Below are 22,063 nucleotides of genomic sequence, written 5' to 3' on the forward strand. Positions count from 1 at the left end.
CCTCCGCCGCAGACCAGCAGCTCGCCGCCGCCACGCCCGAAGCGCTGCACGGCACCGGCGCAGGCGCGGGCCGTGAATTCGGTGAGCGTGGCCTGCACGTCGGCAGGGCGGGCATCGGCGGCGCTGGTTGCACTGGCGGAAAGATGGCCGGCCAGCCAGTCCGCGTGGAACAGGTCGCGCCCCGTGCTCTTGGGGGGCGGCTGCTGCAGGAAAGGCTCGGCCAGCAGGCGGTCGAGCAGGGCGGGCAGCACCTGGCCCGTGGCCGCCCATTGGCCGCCGTCGTCATAGGGCTGGCCGGTGTGCGTCTGGCACCAGCCGTCCATCAGCGCATTGCCGGGGCCGCAGTCGAAGCCCAGCACCGTGCCATCGCCCGCCAGCACGCTGAGGTTGGCAATGCCGCCGATGTTGAGCACCAGCACCGTCTCGCCGGGCCGGCCGAACACGCCCTGGTGGAAGGCGGGCACCAGCGGCGCGCCCTGGCCGCCTGCGGCCACGTCGCGGCTGCGCAGGTCGGCCACCACGGCAACGCCGCTGAGCTCGGCCAGCAGGGCCGGGCTGTTGAGCTGCAGCGTGTAGCCCGTGCCGTCGAACATCTGGGGCCGGTGGCGCACGGTCTGGCCGTGGGCGCCAATGGCGGCGATCTGCGCGGGCGCCATGCCCGTGGCCTGCAGCAGTTCCCGCACCACCTCGGCATAGCTGCGCGCCAGCGCATTGGCCGCCAGCGCCGCGCGGTGGAGCTCGTCGCGGCCATCGGGGGTGTTCAGCGCCAGCAGCTCGGCGCGCAGCGCGGCGTCGAACCCCCGGCTGGCATGCCACAGCACCTGCGTGCCTTCGGCAAAGTCCACAAGCACGCCGTCCACCCCGTCGAGCGAGGTGCCGGACATCAGGCCTATGCAGTAGCGGTGGGCGATGGGGGAGGGGGTGGGCTGGTTCATGCCGGCAATGGTAGCCCTGCGGCCTGGGGCCCGCGATCACAAAAGGATGCGCCTGAAACAACAAAGGCTGCCAGGGCAGCCTTTGCGGGATGGGAGCGCGGTGGCTCAGCGTTCGCTGGCCAGGGCCAGTGCTTCGTTCGATGCCTGCAGCTCGATGCGCATCTGCGCGGCCATCTTGTCGAAGGCGGCGCGGCCGGCCTTGGAGACGGGGCGGGCGGCATCGGTGGCCTGGACGATGGTCATGGGATCGCGGTGCTCGCCGTTGACGCGGAACTCGAAGTGCAGGTGCGGGCCGGTGGCCCAGCCCGTGGAGCCCACGTTGCCGATGATGTCGCCCTGTTCCACGCGCTGGCCGCGCGTGACGCCGATGTGGCTCAGGTGGGCGTAGACCGTGGTGTGGTTGTTGGCGTGGTCCACGAAGATCACGTTGCCGTAGCCGTTCTGCACACCCGCGAAGGAGACGGTGCCGTCGCCCACGGTACGCACCTTGGTGCCCGTGGCAGCGGCGAAGTCCGTGCCCAGGTGGGCGCGCCAGGTCTTGTGGATGGGGTGCATGCGCATGGCAAAGCCGCTGCTGATGCGCGAGAACTCCACGGGCGAGGTCAGGTAGGCCTGGCGGCGGCTCTTGCCGTCCATGGTGTAGTAGTCGCCCTTGGCCTTGCCCTCGTCCTGGAACCACAGCGCCTGCACGACCTTGCCGTTGTTGTGGAATTCGGCGCTGAGCACGCGGCCTGCGCGCAGCGGCTCGCCATCGGCTTCCAGCGATTCATAGACCACGGAGAAGCGGTCGCCCTTGCGCAGGCTGCGGCGGAAGTCCACGTCGCCCTGGAAGATGTCGGCCATCTGCATGGCCACGGCGTCGGGGATGGAGGCCGCGTCGGTGGCGGCGAACAGCGAGCTGCGGATGATGCCGCCGGCCAGGCGGGGCGAGGCCGTCAGCTTGCCCGTCTCGATGCGGGTGCTCAGTTCATTGTTCTTGCGCTCGACCACGAGGCGGCGGAAGCTGCCGTCCTCGTCGGGCGCCCAGCGCACGGTCAGCTGCGACAGCTGGTGGTCAGGCGTGGTCTCGGCCGTCACCAGGCGGCCGGCGCGGCCCAGCACATGCTGGCGAACCTGGTCGTTGCCGCGCATGAAGGCGGCGGCGGCCGGATCGGCCACGCCCAGGCGCTGGAGCAGGGTTTCGGCCGTGTCGCTGCCGCGCGTGTATTCGGAACGGTACAGGGACATGCCCTGCACGCTGTCGGTCAGCTCGGCCAGGGTCTGGCCTTCGGCCAGCGATTCCACGGGCGTGGAGAGCATGCGCACCGGCAGGTCGGCAGGATCGGGTCCCAGGTTGGCCACGGCGAAGGCACCGCCGCCGCCCGTGAGCAAGATGGCTGCCAGTGCTGCGGTGACACGCTTGGGGTGTTGCTGGATCACGGAGGTCAGCCGCGCAACAAGAGCACCGCTGGCATGGTTCAAGCCATATTTCACAACATCAGATCCTTGGGTTGCGCGCATCCGGCCCTGCGGGGGCCGGACAGCATCGCAGCGGCGGGATACGCTCTCCAGACGGGCAACAAGTCCGCGCTCTGCGGTGCGGATAGGCGGGAGTCTAGAATTCGCCGCAGCGGGAAAATCCCCGGAGTATACCGACGCAGTCCTACGCGGCCTGGCGAAAAACCCTTATGAATCAATCTGCTGTTACAACATACCCGGTCACCGACGGTGTAAGCCAAGCGCTTGAAACCACCCTGCGCGGCGTGGATGAGCTGCTGCCCCAGGCGGACTGGGTGCAAAAGCTGGCCCGTTCCGAGGCCACCGGCGTGCCGCTGCGCATCAAGCTGGGCCTGGACCCGACGGCGCCCGACATCCATCTGGGCCACACCGTGGTGCTCAACAAGATGCGCCAGCTGCAGGACCTGGGCCACCAGGTGATCTTCCTGATCGGCGACTTCACCACCCTGATCGGCGATCCTTCGGGCCGCAACAGCACGCGCCCGCCGCTGACGGCCGAGCAGATCAAGGTCAACGCCGAGACCTACTACACCCAGGCCGCCAAGGTGCTGGACCCCGCCCGCACCGAGGTGCGCTACAACAGCGAGTGGTGCGACAAGCTGGGCGCGCGCGGCATGATCGAGCTGTCGGCCAAGTACACGGTGGCCCGCATGATGGAGCGCAACGACTTCCACCAGCGCTTCACCGACGGCAGCTCCATCAGCCTGCACGAGTTCCTCTACCCGCTGCTGCAGGGCTATGACTCGGTGGCGCTGCGCGCCGACCTGGAGATGGGCGGCACGGACCAGAAGTTCAACCTGCTCATGGGCCGCCATCTGCAGCAGGAATACGGGCAGGACACGCAGTGCGTGCTCACCATGCCGCTGCTGGTGGGCCTGGACGGCGAGCACAAGATGTCCAAGTCCAAGAACAACTACATCGGCATCACCGAGGACGCCAACACCATGTTCGCCAAGGTGCTGAGCATCTCGGACACGCTGATGTGGAACTGGTACACCCTGCTGTCGTTCAAGAGCCTGGCCGAGATCGCCGCGCTCAAGGCCGAGGTGGAAGGCGGGCGCAATCCCAAGGACGCCAAGGTGCTGCTGGCCAAGGAAATCACGGCGCGCTTTCACAGCGCGGCGCTGGCCGATGCGGCCGAGCAGGATTTCAACAACCGCAGCAAGGGCGGCATTCCCGACCAGATCGACGAGGTCAGCCTGTCGGGCGCGCCCCTGGGCATCGGTGCCCTGCTCAAGCAGGCCAACCTGGCGCCTTCGACCAGCGAGGCCAACCGCCTGATCGACGGCGGCGGCGTGCGCGTGGACGGCACGGCCATCAGCGACCGGGGCCTCAAGCTCGAAGCCGGCACCTATGTGGTGCAGGTGGGCAAGCGCAAGTTTGCGCGCGTGACGCTGGGCTGATGACCGCGCCGGGCCATGCGCCCGGCTGCGCAGGAATGAAGGACGCCGGCATGCCCGCGTCCTTTTTTTTCATCGCCGGGCCGCCCCAAGGTGAAAACGGCCCCTCGGGGGGCAGCGAACCTTGCACAGCAAGGGGCGCGTGAGGGGGCATTTTTCAAGCCGGGGGCGATTCGACGGTTTCGCGCGTGACCTCGGCCTGCTCCTGCAGCCACCGGCAGAAGGCGGCCACCTCGGGGCGTGCGGCGCTGCGCGGGCCCACGATCAGCCAGTAGGCCAGCGGCGATTCCAGCCGGTGCGCGGGCAGCACCTCGACCAGGTCGCCAGCCGCCAGCGCATCGGCCACCAACGGCAGCCGCGCAATCGCCAGGCCCTGTCCGGCCAGTGCGGCCTGCACGATCTGGTGGGCGTAGTTGAAGTACAGCCAGCGCGGCGGCTGCAGCTGGTCGCAGCCCTGCACGCCGAACCAGCGCTGCCAGCCCAGCCATTCCAGCTGGGGCATGCGGTGGGCGTCGCCGGTCTCGATCAGCGTGTAGCGCGCGGCATCGGCCGGCGTCCTGAGCGGCGGGCCGCCGGCCAGCAGGCGCGGGCTGGCCACCACGGCCAATTGCTCGCCGAACAGGCGCTGCGCCTGGGGCCAGCCGTCGCCCGCACGGCCGTAGCGCAGGGCCAGGTCCACGTCGGTGGTGTCCAGGTCCATCACGGTGTCGCTGGTGTCGATGCGGATGTCGATATCGGGCCAGGCGCGCTGGAAGGACTCCAGGCGCGGGATCAGCCACATGGCGGCAAAGCTGGCCCAGGTGGTGATGGCCACGCTCTTGCGGCCCACGGTCTGGCGGATCTGGCGCACCGAGGCGTCGATCTGCTCCAGCGCGGGCGCCACCGAGCGCAGCAGCTGGGCGCCGGCCCCGGTCAGCTCCACGGCGCGCGTGTGGCGCAGGAACAGCGGCACGCCGACTTCATCCTCCAGCGACTGGATCTGGCGGCTCACGGCCGACTGCGTCAGCGACAGCTCGTCGGCGGCCGCGCGGAAATTCAGGTGCCGGGCCACGGCCAGGAAGGCACGCAGATGGCCGGCTCCGATGGCGCGTGTGCGCAGCAGGGGAACGGGTGCAGTGGTGGCATGGGGCATGGCGCCGCCAGCATACGTCAATCGTGTGACCGGCCGCAGCCCTTGGCGGGCAGATAATCGGCGGCGTTGCCGGCACAGGTTCTGGCGTTTTGGATGAATCACCTATGACAGCACCTCTGGATCTCGTCATCATGGCCGCGGGCAAGGGCACGCGCATGAAAAGCCGCCTTCCCAAAGTCCTGCAGCGCCTGGCGGGGCGCCCGTTGCTGGGCCATGTGCTGTCCACGGCGGCGCAGCTGGACGCGCGCTCGGCCGTGGTGGTCACGGGCCACGGCGCGGACCAGGTGGAGCCCGCCATGGCGGCGGCCTGCCAGGGCGGCTCCATGGCGCTGAAGTTCGTGCGCCAGGAGCCGCAGCTGGGCACGGGCCACGCGGTGCAGCAGGCCGTACCCGCGCTGGCGGGCGACGGCATGGTCATCGTGCTCTCGGGCGATGTGCCGCTGACGCAGGCCGACACGCTGCGCGCCCTGGTCGATGCGGCCGATGGCCAGCGGCTGGCGCTGCTGACCGTGCGCCTGCCCGATCCCACGGGATATGGCCGCATCGTGCGCGGCGAAGACGGCACGGTGCAGCGCATCGTCGAGCAAAAGGATGCCAATGACGCCCAGCGCGCCATCCAGGAAATCTACAGCGGCATCATGGCCGTGCCGGCCCGCCACCTGGCCGGCTGGCTGGCCCGCCTGACCAATGACAACGCCCAGGGCGAGTACTACCTGACCGACGTGGTCGCCATGGCCGTGGCCGACGGCGTGCCCGTGGTCGCGCACTGCATTGCCGACCCGGTGCAGGTGGCGGGCGTCAACAGCCCGCTGCAACTGGCCGAGCTGGAGCGCGCCCACCAGGGCGCCCAGGCCCGCACGCTGATGGAGCAGGGCGTGCGCCTGGCCGACCCCGCGCGCTTTGACCTGCGCGACGACCCGCGCACGGGCCGCGCCGCACGCCTGGCCTGCGGGCAGGATGTGGAGATCGACGTGGGCTGCATCTTCAGTGGCCATGTGGAGATTGGCGAAGGTGCGCGCATCGGCGCCTATTGCAGCATTGCCAACGCCACGATTGCGGCGGGCGCCGTCCTCCATCCGTACACGCATGTCGATGGCGAGAAGGCCGGCGTCAGCGTGGGCGAGGGCGCCCTGGTGGGCCCGTTTGCGCGCCTGCGCCCCGGAGCGCAACTGGGCCGCGAAGTGCACATCGGCAACTTCGTCGAGGTCAAGAACTCCGTGCTGGCCGATGGTGCCAAGGCCAACCACCTGGCCTACCTGGGCGATGCCACGGTGGGCGAGCGCGTCAACTACGGCGCCGGCTCCATCACGGCCAACTACGACGGCGTGAACAAGCACCGCACGGTGATCGAGGCCGACGTGCACATCGGCAGCAACTGCGTGCTGGTGGCGCCCGTCACCATTGGCGCGGGCGGCACGGTGGGCGGCGGCTCCACGGTCACCAAGAGCACCGAGCCCGGCGTGCTCACGGTATCGCGGGGCAGGCAGGTGAGCATCACCAGCTGGAAGCGCCCAGTCAAACTGCCCAAGTCCTGAGACTTCCGAGACACGTGGGCTCGAGGGCCCGCATCGCCGGCGGGTCCCGTACGGGGTACGCCGATTTGCCGAATCTCCTGACCCTGTCCATGCCATGACGGAACCTTTCGCACCCCATCCGCCCCCCGACCCCGCCGCCGACCTGCAGGGCCCTCCCCGCACGTTGCAGGATGCGCTGGAGCGCCTGGCCCAGCGGGAGCAGGAACTGCAGGCCCTGCGCGCCGCGCAGCAGGAATGGCTGCATGCGGTGTCGCACGACCTGCGCGCGCCGCTGCGCCATGTGCTGTCCTTCGGCCCCCTGGTCGATGAGCTGCTGTCGCAGGCCGCGCCTTCGCCGCAGGAGCTGCAGGAGGCGCGCGGCTTCCTGCAGACCATGGACCAGTCGGCGCGCCGCATGGGCGGCATGCTCGACGGCCTGCTGGCCCTGTCGCGCGCCGCGCGCACGCCCATGCAGTGGCAGCCCGTCGCCTTGCAGGAGCTGCTGGAGCAGGCGCGCACGGCCGTGCTGGCGCAGCCGCGCTGGGCGGCCTGCGGCGCGGCGGCACGGCTGCAATGGAGCCTGCCGCAGCAAAGTCCCGCCGTGCGTGCCGACGCGGCCCTGCTGCGCCAGGTGCTGGAGGCGCTGCTGGATAACGCCGTCAAGTTCACCCGGCCCGTGGACCAGCCGCGCATTGCCATCGATGTGGAGCGCCATGCCGACGGCGGCATCACGCTCAGCGTGACGGACAACGGCGTGGGGTTCGATCCCTCGCGTGCGGGAGCGCTGTTCGGCATCTTCCAGCGCATGCACCGCGAATCCGAGTTCCCCGGCCTGGGCACGGGCCTGGCCCTGGTGCGCGGCGTCATGCGCCGCCACGGCGGCGAGGCCACCATCCGCGCCACGCCCGCGGGCGGCTGCTGCGTTTGCCTGAACTGGCCCGGCGGCGAAGTGCGGCGCGCCGATCGCGGGCTCTGAGACCGCCTGCCGCTGGCGCCTGCGGTCAGATCAGCGTGTCGTCCGGCTGGTGCGTGGGGTGGGAGTCCCTGGTGTCCGGGCCCGTGTCGGGGCCAGTATCGGGGTCTGTGTCCGAGCCTGTTCCCGCTCGGGCAGGCGCGCTGCCGGCCATCAGCGGCGCGGCGGGAATCACCTGGTCGCGCCCGGCATCCTTGGCGCTGTAGAGCGCGCTGTCGGCCGCATTGATCCAGTCCTTGACCGACAGAAAGCTCGGGTCCGCCGCCGCCACGCCAATGCTGGCGCTTACGCGCAGCTGGGGATGCTCGCGCACGCGCAGCTGGCTCAACTGGTTGCGTATGCGCAGCGCCACCGCATAGGCGTCGTCCAGCTGGGTGTGCATGCACAGCACGGCGAACTCGTCACCGCCATAGCGGCCCGCCGCGTCGTGCGAGCGCAGGCAGTGCCGGATGGTCAGGCCTATGGCCTGCAGCACCTCGTCGCCCACGGTGTGGCCAAAGCTGTCGTTGATGCGCTTGAAGTGGTCTATGTCCACGATCAGCAGGCAGGCCGAGGCCTGCGTCTGCCGGTAGTCGCGCAGCGCGGCGCGGGCCTTTTGCCACCAGTAGTCCCGGCTGTACAGCGTGGTCAGCGGGTCGATGCGGCTGAGCACCTGCAGCTTCACGTTCTGGCGCGCCAGCTTGCGCACCAGCTGGCGCGTAGACCAGCTGGAGAACACGCTGTGCAGCAGGAGCAGGGGCAGCATGCTCAGCTGCACGGCCAGGCTGGCCTCCCAGTCGGGCACGGGCCGCAGCAGCAGGGCCACCAGCGCGGCGGCCAGCAAGGTGGCCACCAGCGATTGCAGCCAGCCGTCGCGCGTGGCCGTGTGGTTGCGGTCGGCAATGCTGATGGCCAGCAGCGCAATGCTGGGCAATGCGCAGAAATGCATCACGGGAATCCAGCTGCCGATGATCAGCGCGTCTATCTGCAGATTGGCGTGTTCGGCGCGGTGGCTGTCACGGCTGTGGCGGGCGTGCAAAAAGGCGATGTGCGGCCAGACCAGGGCGCTCACCAGCACAAAGCCCCAGACCGCCGGGCTGGCGCCCATCTCGGTCATGGCCGTGCCCACGACGAGGCCGCCCAATGCCATGCTGGAGACGCGCAAGGGGTAGGTTCGGCGATGGATGCGCTGGCGCAAGGACATGGCGGTGCGAGCCGAGTGCGCGCCGATTGCCTAGCGCGTCAGAAAGTGTTGTTGCATCAATTTGTATCATTGTCCCCGTGCGTGCGCAACGCCTTAAAGTTTAACGTTGCCCAAAGTTGGCGTTCGGGACACATTGCAGGCCTGTTGTCCTACGCGGCCCCGATGCAGCGTAGCTTCCTGATGAGCACAAATACTCACAAAATCAAGGCTCCTGGCCTCATTCGGCGGCCGTTCCGGGATTTGTGGACGGCAGCGGCATGGCGGTGGAAAACTTGGCGCGCTTGACGCTGAAAAAACTCTTGACATTGCGCACGTTGGCGTCGCCCGTGAATAGCGCGCGGCTCAACTCCAGGTAGGCCGGCATGTCGGGCGCGGCCACCACGAGGATGAAATCAGGCCCGGCCGACACGCGCCAGCACTGCTGCACGGCCTCCAGCGCCACGGCGCGGCGCTCGAAGCTGTCCAGCGAATCACTGTCCTGGCGGTCCAGCGAGACTTCCACGATGGCCTGCAGCCCGTGGCCCAGGGCGGCGGCCAGGCGTTCCGGCTGGAGGATGGCCACCTGCCGCTCGATCAGCCCGGTCTCCTGCAATCGCCGCACGCGGCGCAGGCAGGTGGGCGGCGACAGCTGCAGCAGCGCGGCCAGGGCCTGGTTGCTGCGGCTGGCATCGACCTGCAGCAATTGCAGCAACCGCAGATCGGTGGCGTCCAGTTCTATGGAATTTTGTGTCATTGAATTCTGTGAATTGAAATAATATTTCTTGCACTGGTTTTGATGAAATATTAGTTCAATAGACAAAGAAATTTGGCGAGAAATTTCTTTTCAACCTGCGTAGCATCCGTCGTCATCTCGAAACAAGGAGCTTGTCCATGTGTGGCATCGTCGCAGCGGTTTCCTTCCGCGATATCGTCCCCGTCCTCGTCCAGGGCCTGCAGCGCCTGGAATATCGCGGCTATGACTCCTGCGGCGTGGCCGTGCAGGCGCTGGACGCCCAGGGCGTGCACAGCCAGGGCCTGCAGCGCGCCCGTTCCACGGCGCGCGTGGCCGAACTCATGGCCCAGGTGCAGCAGGACAAGGTCATCGGCCACACCGGCATTGCCCATACCCGCTGGGCCACGCATGGCGAGCCGGCCGTGCGCAACGCCCATCCGCATTTCAGCCACGGCCCCGGCGTCTCGCCCGTGGCCGACACCGACCAGCCGGCCCGCGTGGCACTGGTGCACAACGGCATCATCGAAAACTACGAAGCCCTGCGCGCCGAGCTGCAGTCCAAGGGCTATGTCTTCGCCAGCCAGACCGATACCGAGGTCATCGCCCACCTGGTGGACAGCCTCTACGGCGGCGACCTGTTCGAGGCCGTGCAGGCCGCCACGCAGCGGCTGCATGGTGCCTTCGCCATCGCCGTCATGCACAAGGACGAACCGCAGCGCGTGGTCGGCTCGCGCGCCGGCTCGCCGCTGATCCTGGGCGTGGGCCAGGACGGCGCCGAACACTTCCTGGCCAGCGACGCCATGGCCCTGGCCGGCGTGACCGACCAGATCGTCTACCTGGAAGAGGGCGACATCGTGGACCTGCAGCCCGGCCGCTACTGGCTGGTGGGCAAGGGCGGCGAGCGCCTGGCGCCCGAGCAGCGCCCCGTGCGCACCGTGCACGCCCACAGCGGCGCGGCCGAGCTGGGCCCCTACCGCCACTACATGCAAAAGGAAATCTTCGAGCAGCCGCGCGCCATTGCCGACACGCTGGAAGGCGTGCAGGCCATCGTGCCCGAGCTGTTCGACGGCGCGGGCTCGGACGGCAAGTCCGGCGCCTCGGCCTGGCGCGTGTTCAAGGAAATCGACCGCGTGCTCATCCTGGCCTGCGGCACCAGCTACTACAGCGGCTGCACGGCCAAGTACTGGATCGAAGCGCTGGCCGGCCTGCCCTGCAGCGTGGAAGTGGCCAGCGAGTACCGCTACCGCACCAGCGTTCCCCATCCCAAGACCCTGGTCGTCACCATCAGCCAGTCGGGCGAGACCGCCGACACCCTGGCCGCGCTGCGCCATGCGCAGAGCCTGGGCATGAAGCACACGCTGACCGTCTGCAACGTGGCCACCAGCGCCATGGTGCGCGAATGCGAGCTGGCCTACATCACGCGCGCCGGCGTGGAGATCGGCGTGGCCTCCACCAAGGCCTTCACCACCCAGCTGGCCGGCCTGTTCCTGCTGACCCTGGCCCTGGCGCAGTCGCAAGGGCGCCTGAGCGAGGAAAAGGAGCAGCAGTACCTGGCCGCCATGCGCCACCTGCCCGTGGCCCTGCAATCGGTGCTGGCGCTGGAGCCCCAGGTCATCAGCTGGTCCGAGGACTTCGCCAAGCGGGAGAACGCGCTCTTCCTGGGCCGTGGCATCCACTACCCGATTGCGCTGGAAGGCGCGCTCAAGCTCAAGGAAATCAGCTACATCCACGCCGAGGCCTATCCGGCGGGCGAGCTCAAGCACGGCCCGCTGGCCCTGGTGGACAGCGCCATGCCCGTGGTCACGGTCGCGCCCAACGACGAGCTGCTGGAAAAGCTCAAGAGCAACATGCAGGAAGTGCGCGCGCGCGGCGGCGTGCTCTACGTGCTGGCCGATGCCAAGACCAACATCGAAAGCAGTGAAGGCATGCACGTCATCCGCATGCCCGAGAACTACGGCGCCCTGAGCCCCATCCTGCACGTGGTCCCGCTGCAGCTGCTGGCCTACCACACGGCCTGCGCACGCGGCACCGACGTGGACAAGCCGCGCAACCTGGCCAAGAGCGTGACGGTGGAGTGAGGCAGAGGGCCGGGGGCAGCAGGGCGCAGGTCGTGACCTGCCCTGGTCCTTCGTTGCCCCTGTGCGAAATGTCCGTCGGACACCCGGCGGCTGGCCTACCTGCGGTATCGCAACATGGGGCTGCGCACGCTCTGGCCGGTCCTACGGCTGAGCCGCATGTCTGGTCCCACACTGGTTACCAGCGCAGTGCATATCTGCGCTGCAGTCGGGCGCTTCGTTTGACGCGCCTCTTTGACCACCATGTGAAGGAGATACCCATGGCTCAGCAAAACGACCAGCAACAGCAGCAGCAAAACAACCCGCAGCAGCAGAACCCGAACCAGCAAAACCCGGGACAGCAGCAGCAGGACAACCCCCAGCACAAGCAACCTGGCCAGAACCAGCCAGGCCAGCAGCAGCCCAATCAGCCCCGCTGACGGGCTGGGCGGCGTTCCGTTTGACGTGAGGATGGAACCATGAAACAGCTTCTTCCCACGAGAGGCCCGCTGCATCCGGTCCATTTTCCCATGCAGATGGGACAACCCATCACGGACAGGAACTACAGCCAGATGCAGTGCAAGGCGAACGTCCGCCAACAAGGGCAGTCTTTGCGCCAGCCACAGCAACGCTGATTGATCGCAGCCAGCGCTGGTGCAGCGCTCCCTGGAACCGGCCGCCTTCGGGCGGCTTTTCCGTGTCGAGGGCCTGCCCCTGGCCGGCGTCGCCGGAGATCTCCCCGCAAAATGACGCCTTTCCAGCATCAACCCCGAAGGATTTCAACGATGACACTGCAGCGCCCCTGTTTCGTTTTGCCGACCCTGGTGCTCGCCCTGGGATTGTCAGGGTGTGCCGCGCCGCCTTCCAGCGGACAGCTCGAGAAGGAGGAGGCGGAGCAGGCGAAGACGCTGTGGGTGATCAGCGAAGCCTTGAAGGCCAACATGGCCGTGGTGCTGGTGGCTGACCTGACGCCGCACAAGTCGCTGGCCGACGCCGATGGCATGTCGAAGTGGACTCCCAACGTGGTCTGGACCCATGAGGACAAGCCGGAGATCGTGTTTGGCCGCAAGTTCCAGAACAACGCGCTGCAGCGCGACCCCAAGACCACCTATCTGTTCAAGGCCTTCGAGGTCCATGTGCTGCCGCCGGGCAAGTACCTGATGACGGGGGGTGACGACTACCGGCTCAATGCCCAGCTTGGCCAGCTGGGCGCCAAGGCCGGGGCCACCGGCGCAGGCCGCGGCACCCTTGGAACGGCCACGTTGTCGCCGGAAACCTATCGCCAGTTCTATACCGAGATGAACTGGAAGGAGGGCACGACGCACTCGCAAAGCCGGATCGAGAAGTACTGCACCACGGTGCACCGCGCCTCGGGCAATTGCGTGGCCTGGGGCGAGCGCATGGTCACCGACAGCACGCCGGGCATGGCGGCGGGCTACTACCAGGACACGGATTCGCGCGACATTCCCGCACTCAAGGTCCAGGTGCGCGTGCCGCCCAGGCAGGCGCTGGCCAGCTTCACGCTGGAGGGCGGCCAACTGGTGCTGAGCCAGCGTTCGCACCTGAAGACGCCCAGCTACCAGTTCCGCCAGGCAGGCTGCCGCAAGGTGGCGGCCGAGAAGGTGGAATGCCCGCTGGAAGACTTCACCGTTCACACACTGCCGCCGCCCATGGAGTTCACGCGCAACTATCTGGCCACGCGCGCCAATCTCAACGCCGAGCAGGAAAAGCTGATGGCACGCCTGGTGCCCATGCAGGTCACCACGCTGGGCCGCCAGGGCGCGGCCGACCCGGTCTGGGGCACGCCGATCTCGCTGCGCAAGGGGCCATGAAGCCGGGGCGCAGCCGGCGCCCGCCTATCGGCGGTGCCGGGTTGCGCACCTTGGCTGAAAGGCTCGCATGCTTGAAGGAGCCAGTCAGCCTCAGTACTTGAACCTGGCACTCACCATCAGCGTGCGCGGGCTGCCGAAGCTCAGCAGCTGCGCGTTCGGTGTGGTGCCCTGGACGTAGTCCTTGTCCAGCAGGTTCTTGATGGCCAGGCTCAGGCCCCATGACTTCGCTTCATAGCCCAGGTTCAGGTCGAGCAGGGTGTACTTGGCCAGGTTGACGAAGGCCGTGCCGCGCTGCGCCGTGCGGGCGCCCTGCATGCGCAGGCCTGCGCCCATGTTCCAGCCCAGGCGGTCGGGGTTGAAGTAGTACTGCGTGAAGACGGAGCCCGCGTTCTTGGGCACATGGTTGATGCGCTTGCCGATTTCGCTGGCCGTCAGGCTTTGGGAGGTCCGGGCCGAGGGGATGTAGCTGTAGGCGGCCGAGACATTCCATTGCCGCGTCAGCGAGGCTGCGACTTCCGCTTCGAAACCCTTGGTGGTCTGCTCGCCGGTCTGGACGGCGTAGCCCAGGGTGGCGTCGTTCTCGGTGACGTTCTTGCGCCGCAGGTCATACACCGCCAGATAGCCTTGCACGCGCCGGTCCAGGGCCTGGAATTTCACGCCCAGTTCGGTCTGCTTGCCCTCTTCGGGATTGAGCAGCGTGCCGTTGATGCCGGCATCCGTCACGGGCATGAAGGAGGTGGAGTAGCTGACGTAGGGTGCCAGGAACTCGCTGGCCTGGTACATCAGCGAGGCGCTGCCCGTGAAGGCGGTGTTGCTGTTGCTGACGGAGCCGCCGGCCAGCCTGTCCTGGATTTCCACGCGCGTCCAGTCATGGCGGCCGTTCAGGCCGACGATCCATTTCTCGTCGATCTTGATGGTGTTGCGCAGGTACAGGCCCACGTACTGGCTGTAGGTCAGGTTGTGCGAGGGCTTGCCCTCCTTGATGGACGTGACGCCATAGACCGGGTTGTCGGCGTTGAAGGGGTTGATGTTGTCCACGCGCTGGTAGTAGTCGCTGCGCTCTCGCATCATGTCGATGCCGGCGGTCAGCTCGTAGTTCACGCGGTCGAATCGGAAGTTGCGCTGCAGGTAGTTGTCCAGGGCGATGTTGACGTCCTGCTTGTCCTGGTAGTTGATCTGGCGCGCCACCAGGGGAAACCTGGCATTGGCCGCCGCAAAGACCGAGTTGCTCAGGCTGCTGCCCTTGGTGAGCGCGAAGTTCTGGCGGAACACCCATTCGTTGTCGAAGTAGTGCGCGTAGTTGGCTCCCAGGCGGTAGGAGTCCACCTCGTAGCTGCGGTCGGGTTCGCCGATGAAGACATTGCGCCCGTACTTCTCGTAGTTCTGCGGAATGCCCTGGTTGCGGATGTAGTTGCGGTGCTGGTAGCTGGCGATGACGGACAGCTCGTTCCTGCCGTCCAGGTCGAAGTTGTACGAGCCCGCCAGGTACTGGTTCTTGAAGTAGACGTAGTCCGTGGGATCGTTCTGGTCGGATGCGCGGCCCACGATGCGGAAGGCGCCCTTGCGGCTTGCGTCGGGCGAGTAGTTCAGGTCGAAATTGGCTTCCTTCAATCCATAGCTGCCCACGCTGATGCCGGCGCGCGAGAACGACTCGGCCTGCGGGCGCTTGGTGGTCAGGTTGACCAGGCCGCCCGGCAGGGCCAGGCCGAAGCCCACCGAGGTGGGGCCTTTGACCACTTCGATGGAGCCGATGCCGAAGATGTCCTCGGAGCGCAGCACATTGGTGGAGGTCTGCGCCCGCAGGCCGTCCACATAGGTTTGCGCGCTGGAGATCTGGCCGCGGATGATGAAGTCATCCCAGCCGCGCCGGCCGTACGAGCCGGACGCCACGCCGGCCACGCTCTCCAGCGCCTCGGCCACGGACCTGACCTGTTTTTCCTCGATCTGGCGCTGGGTCACCACGCTGATGGACTGCGCGGTCTCGAACAGCGGCGCATCGGAGCGCAGCACGCCCGTGGTTTTGCGGGCGACGAAGTTGTCTTCGTTGTTCTGCTGCTTCTCGGCCTGGATCTGCACGGTTTCCAGTTGCGTGGACGGTGCGTCGGCAGCCTGGGAGAAGGCCATCACGGGGATGGCAGCCAGGGCAAGGCACAGGCAGGAACGGGGCATGCCGGCAATGGTGGGGAGGGTGTGGAAGGAGGAAGGCATGCGCAATGGCCAGTCAATAGAGGAAAAAAGCGTTTGGCGGGGCGTTCGGCGAGGCGATAAGCGGCGGAGATAAGTTCATGGAGGTGATGCGTGATGCGCGGCATCGCATGCGGCTGCGGGCCGGGACAGACACAGAAAAAGGAAAGGCCGGGGGCGGGGCTGGCGCCCGCTCAGAACTCGACCGTGGCGCGCAGCAGCACCTGGCGCGCGTCGCCCATCGAGATGAAGTAGGTGTTGGCGCTCGACGGGTAGTAGGTGCGGTCGAACAGGTTCTTCACGTTGAGCTGAAAGCGTGTCCTTTAGCCGTTGATCCGCGTGTCATACGTGGCAAAGGCATGGGCCACGGTGTAGCCCGGCAGCCAGAAGGAGTTGGCCGAGTCGCCGGGCCGCCTGCCCACGTACTGCAGGCCGCCGCCCACGCGCAGCCGGCCCTCGCCCAGCACATCGCCCAGCACATCGCCCAGGACCTGGCCAAAGTCGTACACGGCCGACAGCGAGGCCGTCTGCCGCGCCACGTTCCACAGCTGGTTGCCCTGGTAGAGCGGGTCCTGCGTGGTCTTGGCATCCACATAGGCAAAGGCCGCGATGGCGCTCCAGTGGCGGCCCAGCTCGCCGGCCACATCCACCTCCAGCCCGCGCGATCGCGCCGCGCCCGAGGTGCGCCAGTCGGTCAGCTTGGTGGCGTCGTTGAACTGCGAGACCAGCACGTTCTTCTTGCGGATGTCGAACAGCGCCAGCGTGCCGGTGAGCTGCCCTGGCAGGTCCAGCTTGGCGCCGGCTTCCCAGGACCGGGCCTCCTCGGGCGCCACGCCCGAGTCGATCACGGTGCCGCTGGCCAGCGGCGCGATGGTGGAGGTGGGCCTGAGCGACTGCGAGTAGTTGCCGTAGAGCGACAGGCCGCCGGCCAGTCGATAGACCAGGCCGGCGCGCGGCAGCCAGGCCGTGCCGTCGGCCTGGGTGTTGGCCTTGAACGGGCGGCCCCGGCCGGCGGTCTGGCGCCAGGTCTGGTAGCGCAGGCCGGTGGTCAGCACCCAGCGGTCGCCCAGGTGAATGGCGTCCTGCAGAAACAGCGACTGGTTGTGCAGCTGGTCCCTCTGGTCGCTGTCGCTGGCCGAGACGGTGGCCGAGGGCTGCTCCAGCCCATAGACGGGGTTGGTGTAGCTGAAGGTGGAGGTGACGGCCTGGCGCAGCAGGTCGGAGCGGTAGATCAGCCGGTACTCGGCATCGGCGCCGAACTGCAGGTCATGGCGCAGGCCGGCCAGCTGCACGCTGCCGTCCACATAGGCCGAGCCATAGCTGTCGGTGCTGAGTGCGCCGTGCGTGGCGTCGTTGCTGCGCTGCAGGGTGCCGCGCGCGGTGTTCACGCCGTTCACGCGCAGCTGGTTGGCGTCGTAGATCTCGCGGTTGTAGCTCAGGTTCAGGTGGGCGGCCCAGCCGCTGCCCAGGCGGTGGTCCACGGAGAGCTGGGCCAGGTGGGTCTCGCCCGTCATCTGGTTGAAGGGCTCGTCCAGGCGGCGCGTGGGCGGAAGGTCCAGCGGGCGCCGGGTGACCGGGTCCAGCGCCGTGCCGCGATCGAAGGGCGTCAGGTACTTGCGGTATTCGTACCAGAGCACGGCCTGCGTGTCGTCGCCATACCAGGCCAGCGACGGCGCCACCAGCGTCTCGCGGTGCTGGCCGAAGTTGCGCCAGTAGTCCTCGTCCACATGGTCGACGACCAGGCGGTAGGCCAGACCGTGCTCACCGATGGGGCCGGTGGTGTCCAGCGTGGCACCCGTGCCGTTGCGCCCGCCCGCGTAGCCCGAACCCTGCAGCGACAGCGCCGTGCGCTGGCGCAGCTGCGGCTTCTTGCTGACCACGTTGATCACGCCGCCCGGGTCCATGAGGCCGTACAGCAGCGAGGACGGGCCCTTGATCACTTCCACGCTCTCGGCGGCGGCGTTCATGCCGCGCCCCTGTACCAGGGGCATGCCGTTGTGCATGACGGAGCCGTCGCGGTTGGTGCCGAAGCCGCGCTTCATGATGGTGTCCTGCGTGCTGGCCAGGGTGTTGCCCTGGGTGACGCCGCTGACATTGGCCAGCGCCTCGTCCAGGTTGCGCGGGCGCTGGTCGCGGATCACCTGGGCCGGCACCACGTTGACCACCTGCGGGATCTCCAGCACGGGCGCCGTGGTGCGCAGGCTGGAGGCATCGGGCGTGGGCTGGTAGCGCTCGCCGGCATCGACCGGGGCAGGGGCCGCCCGGGCCACGACGCGCACGGCGGGCAGCTCGGTGGCTTCGGCCGCTGCAGCGCCGGCCGTGGCGGGCATGGCCGCCTTGCGCACGATGAATTCACCCGCGCCGCCTTCCACCGCCTCCAGCCCGGAGCCCGCCAGGATGGCCGCAAAGCCCGCGCCCACGGTATAGCTGCCGCGCAGGCCGCCCGACTGCCGCTGGCGCGTGCTGGCCGGGTCATAGGACAGGGCCACGCCTGCGGCCGCCGCAAACTGCCCCAGCACCGAGGCCAGCGGGCCGGCCCCGATCTCATAGGCCCTGGCGGCCTGGCGGGTCTGCGCCAGGGGCTCGGCCGCATGGCCGGGGGCCGCACATGCCACCGTCGCAGCCAGCAGGCAGGTCAGCGCCGCGCGGGCGGGTGTCGGTGTGAAGGGCGTTTGCATTCGGGTTTCCTGGCCATGAACAGCGGTGAGACAAGGGCTTTCATGAAGGGAGCCGAACGAGATCGCAAAAGATGAAAATGGGCCGCGAAGTTTTTTGTGCGGCATGGGGAACTGGCTGACCCTGGCTCGCCCTGGGCTGGCCCTAGACGGGCACCAGGGTCAGCCAGTAGCGCGACAGGCCGGCCGCGCGCACCGGGAAGGCGCGGGTGATGACGGCCAGCGCCTTGTCCGTGTCGGCCAGCGGAAACACGCCGGACACGCGCAGGCCGGCCACGGCCGGGTCGCAGGCCAGGCGGCCGGGCCGGTAGCGTGCGAGTTCGCGCACCACGTCGTCCAGCCGCCAGCCGTCCACGATGAGGCTGCCGCCCAGCCAGCTGACCAGGGCCGGGTCGGCGGCCTGGGCGGGAAGCATGCCGTTGCGGCTGAAGCTGGCCTGCTGGCCGGCCTGCAGCCGCAGGCTGCGGCTGGCGTCCTGCAGAGGCTGGATTTCCACGGCGTCCTGCAGCACGCTCACCACGGTGTCACCGCCCGCGCCCCCCTGGCTGCGCACGGTGAAGCGCGTGCCCAGCGCCAGGATGCGGCCCTGCGGCGTGTGCACCATGAACGGGCGGCCATCCTTGGCGCCCGCGCCGGGCCCGGCCAGGGAATGGGCGGTCTGCACCAGGATCTCGCCCTCGCGCAGCACCAGCAGCCGGCGCGTGGGGTCCATGGACACATCCACCGAGGTCCGGGTGTTCAGCGTCAGCTCGGACCCGTCGGCCAGCGTGACGGTGCGGCGCTCGCCCGTGCCGGTGCGGTAGTCGGCCCGCCAGGAGCGCACGCCGCCCTGCCCGCCGGCCAGCTGCCATGACAGGCCCGCCACGGCCCCGCTGCCCACCAGTGCGCCGATGCCGCGCAGCACCCGGCGGCGGCTGCGCCGGCTGGCCTGCAGCGTGGAGGCGGCCAGGTGGCCGGGCACGCGCTGCAGCATGGACTGCAGGGCGTCGAAATGCCGCCATGCGCGCTGGTGCTCGGGGTGGGCCTCATGCCAGCGCTGCCAGGCGGCATGGTCGGCGTCGGTGGCATCGCCGGAGCACAGGCGCGCGTACCAGGCAATCGCTTCCTGGCGGATGCGGGCCTGTGCCTGGGCTGGGGTGGTGGGGGTGGGCGAATGTGCAGCCGCGTCCAGGGCGCTGTCGCTGTTCGAGGGCAAGGCCGTCATGCGCCGTCTGCCACGATGAGGTAGCAGTGCTCCAGCGCCTTGAGCATGTAGTTGTTGACGGTGCGCACGGTCACCTGCAGCCGCGCGGCGATCTGCGCATAGGTCAGGCCTTCGAGTTGGGAGAGGATGAAGGCCTGGCGCACGGCGGGCTTCATGCCGTCGAGCATGGCGTCGATGGCCACCAGGGCCTCCAGCACGATGGCGCGTGCCTCGGGCGAGGGCGCCTGCGGCTCGGGCAGGGCGGCCAGCGATTCCAGATAGGCCCGCTCCAGCGCCCGGCGCCGGTGAAAGTCCACCACCAGGCCGTGGGCGATGGTGGTCAGGTAGGCGCGGGGGTCCACCGGGTCCGCCCGCTCCTTGCGGCCGAGCAGGCGCACGAAGGTGTCGTGGGCCAGGTCGGCGGCATGGTGGGAACAGCCCAGTTTTCTGCGCAGCCAATCGCGCAGCCATCGGTGATGGTCACGATAGAGCGACTGGACCTCGTTGTGCAGCGCGAATTCGCCGGATGACATGCTGACCCCCACCATCGCAAGGAGGATCCCCTTGGCATCAATGACTCAATGCGATTGGTTCTCATTCTATCCGCTGGCGTGTGCAATGCCGGGGCGCCGGGGGCTATCCCCTTTTGCGATGTCGAAGGCCGCCTGCCACCAGGCCTGCAATGGCCAGGGACAGCAGTGCCAGTGAACCAGGTCCGGTGGCCGGCACGGTGGCCGGCGTGGCGGAGGCCGCGGGCACGGCAATCATGATCGGATCGTCGATGCTGCCGGGCGCGGGATCGTTGTCCCCGGTGACACGTGCGGTGGAGCTGCCATCGTTGTCGGTGACCGCAAACCCGATGTTCGCGCCGTTCACGCTCGCATCCCATGGCAGCCATTGCCCGTCCACCAGCTTGTAGAGCACGGCGCCCGGGGGCACTTGCCTGGGCAGCGTGAGCGCCACGCGGAGTGTTCCGCCGTTCGTGCAGCCGGTGGCCTTGAAGGCGATCTGGCCATACGGAAAGCCGAAGCCCGGGGGGGCGCCGCTGGACGGCGCTGCCGCATTCGTCGGCATGCCATCGAAGCCGCAGTCCGCGCCGGACAGGTGCATCGCCACGGTCCCTGCGGCAAGCTGCAATGAGGCCGAGTCCGCCTGGTAGCTGAACTGTGCCGTCGCGCTTGCGGGGCTGGTGCCCTCGGGGGTCGTTACCGAAACCGCCACGGTGCCCGGGGAACCCGCGGGGGCGGTGGCCGTGATCCGGGTGGCGCTGTCCACCGTGAAGCCCGTGGCTTGGACTGCGCCAAACCGGACCGCGGTCGCTCCCGTGAAGTCGCTGCCGGACAGGATCACCGAGCTGCCTCCCGAGGCTGGACCGCGTTGCGTGGACAGGCCCGTGATGGCGGGAGCGCCCGCATAGCTGAACCGGGCCGAGCCCGTGACCGAAGAAGTGCCGCCGGGACTGGTCACCGTCAGATCGACGGTCCCGCTGCCTGGGGGTGAAATCGCGGTGAGCTGCGTATCGCTGAGCACCGAAACGCCGCTGGCGTATTGATGGCCGAATTTCACCGTGCTGGCGGCGCTCAGGTGGGTTCCGGTGAGGGTGACCTGTGTGCCTCCCGCGCTCGGGCCCGTCGCCGGGGCCAGCGAGGCGACGGTCGGTGCCTCGGCATAGGTGAAACGGTCCCCGGCGCTGGCGGCGGAGGTGCCGCCGATGGTGGCCACGGTGACATCGACGGTGCCGGCGGCGCCCGCGGGCGCCATGGCGGTGATTTGCGTGTCGCTGAGCACCGTGTAGGCGGCAGCGGCGGCGCCGAACCGCACGGCTCCCGTGGCCGGTGCTGCAGCGAATCCCGTGCCGATCAGGGTCACCGGGCTGCCCCCGGCGGTGGGGCCGGCCACGGGGCTGATGGCCGTGATGGCAGGGGCTGCCACATAGGTGAAGCTGCCGCTGGTGGATGCGCCATTGGCGGCGGTCATGAGTTTGATGCCCACGGCACCCGGTGAATGCGCAGGTGATGTCGCCGTGATCTGCGTGTCGCTATCCACCTGGAAGTGAAGCGCGTCCGTATCGCCGAACTGGACGCCGGTGGCGTCCAGAAATCCTGTGCCATCGAGCCTGACCGGCGTGCTTCCTGTGGCCGGGCCGGCAGAGGGAAGAATCTGGTTGACGGTCGGCATGGCAATGGCATCCACTTTGACCGCGAATAGATAGCCAAAGGCGCCGGAGGATGCCCCGGGAATGACCTTGGGTCCGAGATAGATGCCGTATCCGGCGCTGCCACTGCAATTGCAGTCGAAGATGATGCGCACAGATGTGTTGGCATACGCAGGGTAGGCACCTGTGAACCTGTAGGTATCGCCGATGGTTTCCTGGTAATCGAGCTGTTGGCAGTTGGCAGAGGCGCTGTCGCAAAGTTTCAGTCGCGGGAATCCGCCGCCAAATACTTCAAAAATGCGAACGGATACATCGGAGATGATGACATTGGTTTCACCCGTCCTGAATTCCTGGTATCTGGGATAGCTGCCGTTCGCCCAGACATTGCCTGTGGCCGCATCGAGAGTGGACAGCAGTGTCCTGATCGTGGCCGCATGGGCACCGGACGCCGATAGAAGGATGGCAAGCAGTACCCATGAGATGGGCAGCCAACGCAGCGCATGGATGGAAAGATGCCTTCTGTTTTTTTCTGGCATGGTGTTCTTGGCTGTTGGATGTCGGGTGGATTGGGGACGGCCGGGCGCGGCCGCCATGCAGGCTGCAAACCGGGCGCGGCTGCCTGCGGCTATCTTGC

The 22,063-nt window shown here is 68.2% G+C and carries 15 protein-coding genes and 1 pseudogene; 6 read left to right on the forward strand and 10 right to left on the reverse strand.

Translation table 11 applies throughout. From position 1 onward, the window contains the following. Both ACM14_RS21545 and ACM14_RS21550 read right to left on the reverse strand, forming a co-directional pair. Positions 1-935 (reverse strand): anhydro-N-acetylmuramic acid kinase (locus ACM14_RS21545; protein ID WP_065347276.1); only part of this gene is annotated, 935 nt, incomplete at its 3' end. A 105-nt stretch (positions 936-1,040) separates the two neighbouring features. Further along, complete coding sequence (locus ACM14_RS21550; protein ID WP_012207703.1) at positions 1,041-2,435, reverse strand: peptidoglycan DD-metalloendopeptidase family protein; 1,395 nt, start codon at positions 2,433-2,435, stop codon at positions 1,041-1,043. Positions 2,436-2,602: 167 nt separating this feature from the next. On the opposite strand from ACM14_RS21550, the gene tyrS reads away from it, so the two are divergent. After that, on the forward strand, positions 2,603-3,835 hold the full coding sequence (gene tyrS, locus ACM14_RS21555; protein WP_012207702.1) for a tyrosine--tRNA ligase: 1,233 nt from the start codon (positions 2,603-2,605) through the stop codon (positions 3,833-3,835). Between the two features lie 154 nt (positions 3,836-3,989). Here the strand turns inward: tyrS and ACM14_RS21560 are convergent, their stop codons facing one another. Further along, the gene (locus tag ACM14_RS21560; protein ID WP_012207701.1) at positions 3,990-4,964 is read right to left on the reverse strand and encodes a LysR substrate-binding domain-containing protein; all 975 of its coding nucleotides are present in this window, start codon (positions 4,962-4,964) and stop codon (positions 3,990-3,992) included. A 104-nt stretch (positions 4,965-5,068) separates the two neighbouring features. Between ACM14_RS21560 and glmU the strand changes: the two genes are divergently transcribed. After that, positions 5,069-6,499, forward strand: a complete 1,431-nt coding sequence (gene glmU, locus ACM14_RS21565; protein ID WP_065347277.1) for a bifunctional UDP-N-acetylglucosamine diphosphorylase/glucosamine-1-phosphate N-acetyltransferase GlmU — start codon at positions 5,069-5,071, stop codon at positions 6,497-6,499. A gap of 94 nt (positions 6,500-6,593) precedes the next feature. Continuing rightward, positions 6,594-7,454, forward strand: a complete 861-nt coding sequence (locus tag ACM14_RS21570) for an ATP-binding protein (RefSeq protein ID WP_012207699.1) — start codon at positions 6,594-6,596, stop codon at positions 7,452-7,454. Between the two features lie 25 nt (positions 7,455-7,479). Here the strand turns inward: ACM14_RS21570 and ACM14_RS21575 are convergent, their stop codons facing one another. Next, on the reverse strand, positions 7,480-8,634 hold the full coding sequence (locus ACM14_RS21575) for a sensor domain-containing diguanylate cyclase (protein WP_065347278.1): 1,155 nt from the start codon (positions 8,632-8,634) through the stop codon (positions 7,480-7,482). Positions 8,635-8,851: 217 nt separating this feature from the next. Then, entirely contained in the window at positions 8,852-9,367 is a 516-nt protein-coding gene (locus ACM14_RS21580; RefSeq protein ID WP_065347279.1) for an Lrp/AsnC family transcriptional regulator, read from the reverse strand. A gap of 137 nt (positions 9,368-9,504) precedes the next feature. Here ACM14_RS21580 and glmS point away from each other — a divergent pair, with 137 nt between their 5' ends. The 3 genes from glmS to ACM14_RS21595 all read left to right on the forward strand — a co-directional run bounded on the left by glmS (position 9,505) and on the right by ACM14_RS21595 (position 13,232). Continuing rightward, positions 9,505-11,424 (forward strand): glutamine--fructose-6-phosphate transaminase (isomerizing), encoded by a 1,920-nt coding sequence (gene glmS, locus ACM14_RS21585; protein ID WP_065347280.1) that lies wholly within the window; start codon positions 9,505-9,507, stop codon positions 11,422-11,424. A 257-nt stretch (positions 11,425-11,681) separates the two neighbouring features. Beyond that, positions 11,682-11,840 (forward strand): hypothetical protein, encoded by a 159-nt coding sequence (locus tag ACM14_RS32120; RefSeq protein ID WP_016448437.1) that lies wholly within the window; start codon positions 11,682-11,684, stop codon positions 11,838-11,840. Between the two features lie 345 nt (positions 11,841-12,185). Beyond that, on the forward strand, positions 12,186-13,232 hold the full coding sequence (locus ACM14_RS21595) for a hypothetical protein (protein WP_065347282.1): 1,047 nt from the start codon (positions 12,186-12,188) through the stop codon (positions 13,230-13,232). 90 nt (positions 13,233-13,322) lie between these two features. Here the strand turns inward: ACM14_RS21595 and ACM14_RS21600 are convergent, their stop codons facing one another. The 5 genes and pseudogenes from ACM14_RS21600 to ACM14_RS21620 form a co-directional block, all read right to left on the reverse strand. Further along, positions 13,323-15,440 (reverse strand): TonB-dependent siderophore receptor, encoded by a 2,118-nt coding sequence (locus tag ACM14_RS21600; RefSeq protein ID WP_065347283.1) that lies wholly within the window; start codon positions 15,438-15,440, stop codon positions 13,323-13,325. Positions 15,441-15,610: 170 nt separating this feature from the next. Beyond that, a pseudogene (locus tag ACM14_RS21605) lies at positions 15,611-18,094 on the reverse strand (TonB-dependent siderophore receptor). 142 nt (positions 18,095-18,236) lie between these two features. Next, a complete protein-coding gene (locus ACM14_RS21610; protein WP_065347284.1) occupies positions 18,237-19,295 on the reverse strand; it encodes a FecR domain-containing protein in 1,059 nt (352 codons plus the stop codon). Further along, entirely contained in the window at positions 19,292-19,807 is a 516-nt protein-coding gene (locus ACM14_RS21615; protein ID WP_012207690.1) for a sigma-70 family RNA polymerase sigma factor, read from the reverse strand. Before ACM14_RS21615 ends, ACM14_RS21610 begins: the two co-directional genes overlap by 4 nt. Positions 19,808-19,910: 103 nt before the next feature. Further along, positions 19,911-22,022: an IPT/TIG domain-containing protein gene (locus ACM14_RS21620; RefSeq protein ID WP_217491965.1), complete on the reverse strand. Its 2,112-nt coding sequence runs from the start codon at positions 22,020-22,022 to the stop codon at positions 19,911-19,913. Positions 22,023-22,063: the final 41 nt, after the last annotated feature.

The sequence above is a fragment of the Delftia sp. JD2 genome (assembly GCF_001682645.1).
Classification (GTDB): Bacteria; Pseudomonadota; Gammaproteobacteria; order Burkholderiales; family Burkholderiaceae_C; genus Comamonas; species Comamonas acidovorans.

What these genes read in the sequence shown, in the direction of transcription:
- ACM14_RS21550 (WP_012207703.1), bottom strand. Translation starts at nt 2,435, where the DNA reads ATGCGCGCAACCCAAGGATCTGATGTTGTGAAATATGGCTTGAACCAT.
- tyrS (WP_012207702.1), top strand. Translation starts at nt 2,603, where the DNA reads ATGAATCAATCTGCTGTTACAACATACCCGGTCACCGACGGTGTAAGC.
- ACM14_RS21560 (WP_012207701.1), bottom strand. Translation starts at nt 4,964, where the DNA reads ATGCCCCATGCCACCACTGCACCCGTTCCCCTGCTGCGCACACGCGCC.
- glmU (WP_065347277.1), top strand. Translation starts at nt 5,069, where the DNA reads ATGACAGCACCTCTGGATCTCGTCATCATGGCCGCGGGCAAGGGCACG.
- ACM14_RS21570 (WP_012207699.1), top strand. Translation starts at nt 6,594, where the DNA reads ATGACGGAACCTTTCGCACCCCATCCGCCCCCCGACCCCGCCGCCGAC.
- ACM14_RS21575 (WP_065347278.1), bottom strand. Translation starts at nt 8,634, where the DNA reads ATGTCCTTGCGCCAGCGCATCCATCGCCGAACCTACCCCTTGCGCGTC.
- ACM14_RS21580 (WP_065347279.1), bottom strand. Translation starts at nt 9,367, where the DNA reads ATGACACAAAATTCCATAGAACTGGACGCCACCGATCTGCGGTTGCTG.
- glmS (WP_065347280.1), top strand. Translation starts at nt 9,505, where the DNA reads ATGTGTGGCATCGTCGCAGCGGTTTCCTTCCGCGATATCGTCCCCGTC.
- ACM14_RS32120 (WP_016448437.1), top strand. Translation starts at nt 11,682, where the DNA reads ATGGCTCAGCAAAACGACCAGCAACAGCAGCAGCAAAACAACCCGCAG.
- ACM14_RS21595 (WP_065347282.1), top strand. Translation starts at nt 12,186, where the DNA reads ATGACACTGCAGCGCCCCTGTTTCGTTTTGCCGACCCTGGTGCTCGCC.
- ACM14_RS21600 (WP_065347283.1), bottom strand. Translation starts at nt 15,440, where the DNA reads ATGCCTTCCTCCTTCCACACCCTCCCCACCATTGCCGGCATGCCCCGT.
- ACM14_RS21610 (WP_065347284.1), bottom strand. Translation starts at nt 19,295, where the DNA reads ATGACGGCCTTGCCCTCGAACAGCGACAGCGCCCTGGACGCGGCTGCA.
- ACM14_RS21615 (WP_012207690.1), bottom strand. Translation starts at nt 19,807, where the DNA reads ATGTCATCCGGCGAATTCGCGCTGCACAACGAGGTCCAGTCGCTCTAT.
- ACM14_RS21620 (WP_217491965.1), bottom strand. Translation starts at nt 22,022, where the DNA reads ATGGCGGCCGCGCCCGGCCGTCCCCAATCCACCCGACATCCAACAGCC.